This is a genomic window from Hydrocoleum sp. CS-953 (genome assembly GCF_002260545.1).
GTDB lineage: Bacteria > Cyanobacteriota > Cyanobacteriia > Cyanobacteriales > Microcoleaceae > Trichodesmium.
Map to the genome: position 1 here is coordinate 1 of NZ_LGSU01001176.1, position 7,602 is coordinate 7,602.

The following is a 7,602-nucleotide window of genomic DNA, read 5'->3' on the forward strand; positions in this document are numbered from 1 at the left end:
GAGAGGTAATTATCAATTATCCATTATCAATTATCAATTACTGACTGCTTTTTCTCTATAAGTTTGGGATTTTTTACTAATTATTGAGGATTGTTTATAGTTAGTTTTCAGCTATCGTATTCTTGTCAGATTTTATTTAACAATAGAGCTGTATTGGTATAGTATAAATCTAAGTAAATTTTGAACTAGAAACTATGTATAACAAAATTTATCCTGAAGAATTTTATGATAATTATGCTGTCAAATATGATGATGTTGCCAAGAAAAAGTCTAATGCAAATCTGCATAATGAGGTATCTAAAATATTCCACCAACACAATAATAATCATAATCAAGGTAGTATTTTAGATATTGGTTGTGGAACTGGACTTCTCAGGGAATTATTACAGGGAGATTTTGAGTATACAGGTATTGATATTTCAGCTAATATGCTGGAATATGCAGCTAAAAGAGATTATCAAACTATCAATAAACGAATAGAAACGGCTTTGGCTGAAATTGATTCCCATTCCTAGGATTTTGTTTTTTGTTTAAGTTCATTACCGAAAAATTAAGGTATAAAGCCTCTCCTTTCAGGGAGAAAAAAAGAAAAAATTTTCCTTTTAACCAATCCTCTTCTTTTCAAGAAGAGGTAATTATTAATTATTAATTGTTAATTATTAATTATTGAAATTTTGTCGAAGATGCTGGAACAGCGATCGAGCATATTTATCGAATTGCTCGTCAAGCTATTTTAATAACCATTGATGAAATGACAGAGGAATATATTAAGAAGTTTATTGCTCCGGTTTATAACCATTCAAAAATGGTAATTAAAAATGCTATCGAAGATTATTTTATTATAGGCTGGATTTCTTCAAGTCAAGGTATTTCTATCAGAACTCGGATGATTTATATTGAGCAAAAAAATTAAGGTAATGATTTAATAAGATTTAACATTTAATGTTGCCTATCAATCATATTATACAGGATGGTAAATATAAGTCAATTTTGAACTATAAATTATGGTAAAGAAAATTTCTGCTGAAGAATTTTATGATGATTTGGCTGCCAACTATGATGATGTCTTAAAAGACCCCAAGTGTAATGTACAGCATCTCAATGAGGCAGCTAAAATATTTCATCAATATAATTATCATCAAGGTAGTATTTTAGATATTGGTTGTGGTACAGGTTTTCTGAGTGAATTATTACAGGGAAACTTTGAATATACAGGAATTGATATTTCTAGTAAAATCCTAGATTATGCAGCTAAAAGAGGATACAAAACCATCCATAAATCAATTGAAATAGCTTTGCCTGAAATTGAAGACAATTCCTACGATTTTATTTTTTCTTTGGCTTAATTGTTATGTGTTGAAGATATTCAAACAGCAATTGAGCATATTTATCGAATAGCTCGTCAAGCTATTATAATTAGTCTTGATGAGACAACAGAGGAATTTATTAAAAATTTTGCTCTGCCAGTTTATGACCATTCAAAAATTACAATTACAAATGCCATTGAAGACTATTTTATATTAGGTTGGACTTCTCCAAGTACAGGTGTTCCTATCAGAACTCGTATGATTTATATTCAAAAAAAAAGTTAAAATGATAGTTTAATAATATTTAACATTTAGGTATTAGCTATCCATCGTATTATACGGGATGGTAAATTTAAGTAAATTTTGAACTCTAAACTATGGTAAATAAAATTTCTGCTACATAATTTTATGATGATTTAGCTGCCAAGTATGATGATTGGCTCACTAATTCTAAGTATAACGTACAACATATAAATGAGGCAGTTAAAATATTCCAACGATACAATTACAATCAAGGGAGTGTTTTAGATATTGGTTGTGGAACTAGACTACTAACTGAATTATTACAAGGATATTTTGAATATACAGGCATTGATATTTCAGTGAAAATGCTAGATTATGCAGCTCAAAGAGGTTATCAAACTATCAATAAGTCATTTGAAACAGCTTTACCTGAAATTGACGAAAATTCCTACGATTTTGTTTTTTGTATCAGTGCATTAGTGCTAATTGAAGATGCTAAAACGACGATAAATCAGATGACTAGAATTGCTCGTCGAGCTATTTTAATTAGTCTTGATGAAACGACAGAGGAATTTATTAAAAATTTTGCTGTACCAGCTTACAACCATTCAAAAATTATAATTAAAAATGCTACTGAAGATTATTTTATAGCAGGTTGGGTTTCTAAAACTACAGGAATTCCTATCCGAACTCGCATGATTTTTATTGAGCAAAAAAACTAAAGTTAGCGATAAATAAGTAGTGATGATTTCTAGTTTACCTCATGAGAATAAGAAAGGTATACTAAGCAATATCACTACTTCTAAAAAAATTGTCTTTTCTTAAAAAACAAAAGGTAATATTGAAGTGGGGGCGGGTATCATTTCAGCACCTCGTAAGTCTAATAGTTGCACAAGAATTAAATAGGCGATCGCCAAACCTATAGAAATTACCCCAGTAATAATAGCCACAATTTTTCCACGATCCATAATTTTTTACTCCTCAAGTTATATCGTAATTAAAAAAATTAGCTTTTTGTAGGTTGGGTTGTTCCCGTTAGGGTTGCGCAGCATGGAACGTTTGCGCAGCATTTCCAACGGAAAAACCCAACAAAACCCTTTTGTCTGTTGGGTTAAGCGGTAGCGCAACCCAACCTACTGGACCGACACAACTAATGGGTGTGCACCTACGCGGGTTTATGTAAATCTTAGAGTAAGCATTAAAATTCTAGCTAAAACCCGGGCCTACTATTGCACTATTTAAGGTGTGTCAGTCTACTACAATATTATAATTTTACCAATCAATACTTTTGAGTTTTGACTTTTGAATTTTGACTTTCTTTACCCAGAACGTCTACGCAAAACCTCCACCAAAGTCAAAAAATCTTCTGGCAAAGGAGCGATCGCTTCGACTAACTCCCCAGAAACAGGATGTTCTAACTCTAGCCGCCAAGCATGAAGAGCTTGACCATTTAAGTTTACCCCCACCGAACGACCTTTGCCATAAATAGTATCTCCCACAATAGGATACCCTATTTTAGCACTGTGAACCCGAATTTGATGAGTCCGCCCAGTCTCCAACCGAAACAACATCATGGAAAAATTTCCCAAACGTTCCTTAACTTCCCAATGAGTAACAGCAACTTTTCCTCCTCTCTCCACTGGTGTTACTGCCATTTTTTTGCGGTCTATGCGATGACGACCAATAGGTAAATCTATTGTACCACTATCGGTTTGCGGACTACCATAAACCACACCTAAATATTCCCGCCTCGCCGTTTTTGCCTGTAACTGTGCTTGCAAATGTTGATAAGCTTGGTCTGTTTTCGCCACCATTATCGCGCCAGTAGTATCCTTATCCAACCGATGCACAATACCCGGACGTTGTACTCCACCAATACCTGCTAAAGAGTCACAATGAGCTAAAAGTGCATTAACTAAAGTACCCTCAGGATGTCCGGGAGCTGGATGTACGACCAAACCTGCTGGTTTGTTGATAATTAATAAAGCATCATCTTCATAGAGAATATCTAAAGGAATATCATTAGCTTCTATTTCTAAAGGTGTTGGTGGTGGAATAGTTAAAATAATCTTATCACCTTGTTGTACTGTTGCTTTTTTAGAAGTACAGAGTTGGTCGTTTACTTTCACATTACCTTGGGAAATTAACTTTTGGATATGCGATCGCGATAAATCTAGCATTTGTTGAGACAGCCAAATATCTAAACGTTTAGTTATTTCATCCCCACTATTCACCTCTAAAATAATTGAACCTTCATCAGTCATAATTTATAAAAATTGTTTGTGAAATTACCACTCTATCTAATCTACGCTCTAGTATAAGATATAGCAGTCGAAGCAAAGGGCGCGGACATTTATAAATGCTCAAACGAGCGTCAGGAATTACTTCTGACTTCTGTACGAGGGAATGGCCATTCGCCCCTACGACTTCTGACTTGCGTGTAGCGCTATAACTAGACCTCTTGCAAAAGTGAAAATTAAGTAAACAGGACTTACAAAAAATATCGAATTATACATAATCTGTAGGGGGGATTGGCCAATCCCCCCTACTAGATATAGCGGTTATGGCTAAGTCCTGGTAAATTACTGTACAGAAATAATCAGTTTTTCTGACTTTTGACTTTTGAATTAATTCTGCAAGAAGTCTACTGAATATCAAATAGATTAACTAAGAAACTCTGAATTTAGAGAATGAAACATACTCTTTCTGTTTTAGTTGAAGACGAAGCGGGAGTTTTGACCCGCATTGCTGGTTTATTTGCCCGTCGTGGTTTTAATATTGAAAGTCTGGCAGTTGGCCCAGCAGAACAAACTGGTGTTTCTCGAATTACAATGGTAGTACCTGGGGACGATCAGATTATTGAACAGTTGACCAAACAACTATATAAATTGGTTAATGTTTTGAAAGTACAGGATATTACAGCTACTCCCTGTGTAGAACGAGAATTAATGTTACTCAAAATTAATGCTACTACAGCTATGCGTTCAGAAGTGATCGAAATAGCAAATATTTTTCGGGCACGAGTAGTAGATGTAGGTGACGACTCACTAACTATTGAAGTAGTAGGAGACCCAGGAAAAATGGTAGCTATTGTCCAAATGCTTTCTAAATACGGTATCCGTGAAATTGCTAGAACAGGAAAAATAGCTTTAACTCGTGAGTCTGGTGTTAATACTGAGTTCTTGAAACTTACAGCTTTGGAAGCCAAGATATAAGTATTTTTTGGGATATTAAATTAGGAGGGGGTCATTATGTAGGATGGGAAATTGTAATTTGAGCTTTTATCTCAGTTAAAAGGTTACTATTTCACTCTCTCAAAACCTAACTATCCTTAAATTTTTACTTATTTAATTTTAATCCTCAGCTAAGTTATTCTCAATTAAATATATGATTTAGGCAATTACTCCTTTGTTTAGCGCTAGTTAATTAGGAGTAATTGCTTTTTTTTATATTCACTAAGTTATAGTGGAAGGCTTGTAGTTGGTCTTTAGCCCTGGCAATAATATTAGGGCTAAAGCCCAACTACAAACAAAAACTGCTATAAGACAAATTATTTCCGTTAGGCAATGCCACTTTAAAATCAATTAAAAATACTATTTTTATCCTCAAAAAAATTAAGAATTAGTGTTTTCACTTAATACAAAAAGCCTAACTTTTTTAGATTAAAAAATACTTCCGGAACTCTACAAAGTACCCAGTAAAAGTTGGTAGAAAATTAAAGAAAGATTTGTCCTAAAACAACAAATCAAGTAGTCAATAAATTGACACTTAATTCAGAATTTTGACTACATAAATCAAAGGAAATCTTGAATAGGTTTTGAGTAATTCAGACCTAATTTTAATAGGAAAATAATTCCTGCTTTGTCAATTACTGTCGTTTATATTTACACACAAAAACTATGACACAACCCACCGCACAAGACCAATACATGCTCGAATTAGTAAACAGAGGTCGAGCAAATCCTCAAGAAGAAGCCGTGCGTTATCTAAATGGAGATATAAATCAAGGACTTTCTGCAGGTACAATCTCCACTGATGCCAAACAACCTCTAGCATTTAATCTCAACCTCAATACTGCTGCTGAAGACCACGGTCAATATCTACTAGATAACAACCTATTTACCCACACTGGAGAAGGTGGTACAAATTCCAGGCAACGTATGCAAGCTGCGGGGTACACATTCACAAATCCCTCTGGTAATGGGGAAAATCTTGCTTGGAATGGAAGCACAGGCTTTATTGACTTTACCAACGCCGTCGGAAAAAATCACGATGGCCTAGTCAACAGTACAGGTCATCGTAAAAATCTCATGAATGATGAATATGACGAAATTGGAATTTCTTCACTACAAGGTCCGTTTACCAGGAATGGTACAACTTTCAACGCAGTGATGAGTACCCAGAATTTTGCCTATTCTGGGGCAATTGGCCCATTTATTACAGGTGTTGCCTATACTGATGATGAAGTCTCTGATGACTTCTATACAGTCGGTGAAGGAATAGGCGAAATAACAGTTACAGCAGTTGATACTACTGATAGTAATAATACTTTCACCACAACTACTTGGGATGCAGGTGGTTATAGTTTAGATGTAGCTGCAAATACCACTTACGATGTCACCTTCTCTGGCGATCTCGACGACGATGGTCAGGCAGATGATAGAGCAACTTATCGAGTTACAGTTGGTTCCGAAAACGTCAAACAAGATGTAGTCAGTGACAGCTTGCCTGTTCCCACTGGTAGTGACGATAACCTCCATGTAAATGGTACTACTTCACTAGTTAAAGGTTTCCCAGGCAATGACACTCTAACTGGAATCAGCGGTGATGACAGTATTCATGGTGGAGTAGGTAACGATGTTCTAAATGGTGAACTTGGGAACGATTATCTGATTGGATCGAAAGGTGACGATATACTTAACGGTGATGGAGGCAATGACCTTCTCAATGGTGGTACTGGTAACGATATTATTAACGGTGGTACTGGTAACGATACTATTAAGGGTTATACTGATAATGATATACTTAACGGTGATGGAGGCAATGACCTTCTCAATGGTGGTCCTGGTAACGATATTATTAACGGTGGTACTGGTAACGATATTATTAAGGGTAATATTGGTAATGATACCCTAACAGGAGTCGATCCAACTGCTGTCCAACCTGGTAATAATGAGATAGATACTTTGCGTGGCGATGCCGGTGCTGATTTATTTATCTTAGGTGATGGTCAGGTTTACTATGATGATAATGGTACAGCAGATTACGCTCTTATCGGTACTTTTAATAGTTCAGAAGGGGATCGAATTCAACTGTATGGTAATGATAATGATTATGTTCTCCAGGAAAATGTTTCTGGGTTACCTGTAGGAACAGCTATTTATACCAACGGTGGTAGTGAACTAATTGCTGTTGTTGATGGAGTTACAGGCATGAGTTTGAGTAACACAAGTCAGTTCTCTTTTGATATTTAGTTTCTCTTCTCCGTAAGAGCAATTGAAAATTTTTGCGGTATATATTTACAGCGCTTTTCATTTCAGTAGACCACAGTAGGGGCGTTTGCGGAGCATGACCTTAGGAAATGGCCATTTAGCTAACGCACAACTTTCCTATCGGAATGCTACGCAAACGTTAACGCTGCGCGACATTAAACGCCCCTACAGAGTTTTGGTGATGACGATGTGGTTTATCCATCTGAAAAGCGGTGTAAGAATTAAATATCAGGACTTACGCAACTGCAACGTATTTTCGTCATTGCGACCGAAGGGTTTGCGGAGCAGTCCGGAACGGATAGCAATCTCACACCCCTGTTTTTCGTACCTCATGCGTAAGTCCTAAAATATATACCACTTCTAGTAATTTTTTTCATAGTTCACAACATTTTTTTGATATTTGGACTTATATTATTTCCATTTGAATCCTGATAATTAGAGCTATCTCTCGCCATCTCCCCACACTATGATAATTACACCAATGGTACTGGATTTGATATTATGGGCTAGAGCAATACTACAAGCTTTAATTATAACTATTCAATCAGACATGATATAAC

The 7,602-nt window shown here is 35.5% G+C and carries 8 protein-coding genes; 6 read left to right on the forward strand and 2 right to left on the reverse strand.

The features are described from left to right. Positions 1–194 precede the first annotated feature (194 nt). The 4 genes from AFK68_RS19000 to AFK68_RS19015 all read left to right on the forward strand — a co-directional run bounded on the left by AFK68_RS19000 (position 195) and on the right by AFK68_RS19015 (position 2,272). Entirely contained in the window at positions 195–515 is a 321-nt protein-coding gene (locus tag AFK68_RS19000) for a class I SAM-dependent methyltransferase (protein WP_094674157.1), read from the forward strand. 489 nt (positions 516–1,004) lie between these two features. Then, on the forward strand, positions 1,005–1,346 hold the full coding sequence (locus AFK68_RS42055; RefSeq protein ID WP_246844285.1) for a class I SAM-dependent methyltransferase: 342 nt from the start codon (positions 1,005–1,007) through the stop codon (positions 1,344–1,346). Further along, positions 1,347–1,592 (forward strand): hypothetical protein, encoded by a 246-nt coding sequence (locus AFK68_RS42060; RefSeq protein WP_246844286.1) that lies wholly within the window; start codon positions 1,347–1,349, stop codon positions 1,590–1,592. It begins immediately after the preceding gene. A 203-nt stretch (positions 1,593–1,795) separates the two neighbouring features. Continuing rightward, positions 1,796–2,272, forward strand: coding sequence for a class I SAM-dependent methyltransferase (locus AFK68_RS19015; RefSeq protein WP_256386610.1), 477 nt, complete (start codon positions 1,796–1,798; stop codon positions 2,270–2,272). A gap of 99 nt (positions 2,273–2,371) precedes the next feature. On the opposite strand, the gene AFK68_RS37050 is transcribed toward AFK68_RS19015, so the two are convergent. Further along, positions 2,372–2,518 (reverse strand): hypothetical protein, encoded by a 147-nt coding sequence (locus AFK68_RS37050; protein ID WP_168186549.1) that lies wholly within the window; start codon positions 2,516–2,518, stop codon positions 2,372–2,374. 351 nt (positions 2,519–2,869) lie between these two features. Further along, entirely contained in the window at positions 2,870–3,814 is a 945-nt protein-coding gene (locus AFK68_RS19020; RefSeq protein WP_094674159.1) for an RluA family pseudouridine synthase, read from the reverse strand. A 426-nt stretch (positions 3,815–4,240) separates the two neighbouring features. Here AFK68_RS19020 and ilvN point away from each other — a divergent pair, with 426 nt between their 5' ends. Continuing rightward, the gene (gene ilvN, locus AFK68_RS19025; RefSeq protein WP_094674161.1) at positions 4,241–4,765 is read left to right on the forward strand and encodes an acetolactate synthase small subunit; all 525 of its coding nucleotides are present in this window, start codon (positions 4,241–4,243) and stop codon (positions 4,763–4,765) included. A gap of 684 nt (positions 4,766–5,449) precedes the next feature. After that, on the forward strand, positions 5,450–7,024 hold the full coding sequence (locus AFK68_RS19030) for a CAP domain-containing protein (protein WP_094674163.1): 1,575 nt from the start codon (positions 5,450–5,452) through the stop codon (positions 7,022–7,024). Positions 7,025–7,602: the final 578 nt, after the last annotated feature.